General features: G+C 71.2%; 1 protein-coding gene and 1 pseudogene. Both read right to left on the reverse strand.

All coding sequences use genetic code 11. The features are described from left to right. Nucleotides 1–127, reverse strand: a pseudogene (locus G6021_RS17045) (DUF488 domain-containing protein); the annotation flags it as partial. After that, nucleotides 127–1,107, reverse strand: a complete 981-nt coding sequence (locus G6021_RS02125; RefSeq protein WP_179525617.1) for a DUF808 domain-containing protein — start codon at nt 1,105–1,107, stop codon at nt 127–129. The pseudogene G6021_RS17045 and the gene G6021_RS02125, both read right to left, overlap by 1 nt. Between the last annotated feature and the right edge of the window lie 190 nt (nt 1,108–1,297).

The raw sequence follows: 1,297 nt of genomic DNA on the forward strand, positions 1-1,297 counted from the left end.
CGGCGGCCGAGTTGGCGCGGCTCCCGGGGAATCGACGGATGTCCACCAGGAGTTCGACCCCGGCGCCGGTGAGCAACCCACCGAGCTCGTCGCGCGCGAGCCGACCGTGCCCCACGGTGAGGAGCATCAGTCCCTCGCGTGACCGGTCCCGGCGGCCTCCGCTGTGGTGGGGGCGGGCCCCGACTCGTCCCGTCGTCGGGGGACGACGTGGGCCACGGCCACCACCACCGCGCCGACGACCAGGCCGAACAGCAGCGAGCACACCGTGTTGACCAGCCACCCGAGCACGCTCCCGACGCCTGCCACCGCCGCGGCCGGCTCCTCGAGCAGGTGCACCAGGTGGTACGGGGCGGTCGCCCCGAGCTCGTCCAGGCCCACGAGCAGGATGTGTCCGCCGACCCACAGCATCGCGAGCATCCCGACGAACGAGATCACCTCGAGGACCGTCGGCATCGCCCGGACCAGACCGCTGCCGAACCTCTTCACCCCCGGGGAGTCCCTCCCGGCCAGGTGGAGTCCGATGTCGTCCATCTTCACGATCACCGCCACCACGCCGTAGACGAGCGCGGTGATGAACAGCCCCACCACCACCAGGATCGCCGCGCGGGTCCAGAACGGCTCCTCGGCGACCTCGTTGAGCGCGATCATCATGATCTCGGCGCTGAGGATGAAGTCGGTGGTCACCGCCCCGCGGATCATCCGCTTCTCCGCGTCGGGACCCTTCTCGACGACTGGCGTGGCCTCCTCGTGGTGGCCGGTGACGCGTTCCCACACCTTCTCCGCGCCCTCATAACAGAGGTACGCACCACCGAGCATCAGCAGTGGGGTGAGGATCCACGGGACGAACTGGCTGAGCAGGAGCGCGAAGACGATGATGATGGCCTTGTTGCCCAGGGAACCCGTGGCGATCCGACGGATGATGGGCAGTTCGCGCGACGGCTCCACGTCGCGGACGTACTGCGGGGTCACGGCGGTGTCGTCGACCACCACTCCGGCGGCCTTGACGCTCGCGCGTCCGGAGGCGGCCGCGATGTCGTCGGTACTGGCCGCGGCCATCCGGGCGAGGACGGCGATGTCGTCGAGCAGGGCGGCGAGACCACCGGCCATGGGTACCTCACTGTGGTGGGCGGGAGGGGTCCCCGCCGACGGGACGGCCGACCCGTGCCGGGTCGGATCGTCACAGGGTAGCCCCGTTCGGCCCGCCGCGCCCTCGCAGCCGGTCCGGCCTCAGCCCTCCACCGCGTCCAGGACCCACCTGAGTGTCGACACCCCGGTCCGCCCGAGGTGCAGGGCCACG

Origin of the sequence: Dietzia sp. CW19, from assembly GCF_014145265.1 — a bacterium.
Lineage (GTDB): Bacteria > Actinomycetota > Actinomycetes > Mycobacteriales > Mycobacteriaceae > Dietzia > Dietzia natronolimnaea.

Bases quoted from the DNA above. Each gene is read 5' to 3' on its own strand.
- G6021_RS02125 (WP_179525617.1), bottom strand. From the start codon at position 1,107: ATGGCCGGTGGTCTCGCCGCCCTGCTCGACGACATCGCCGTCCTCGCC.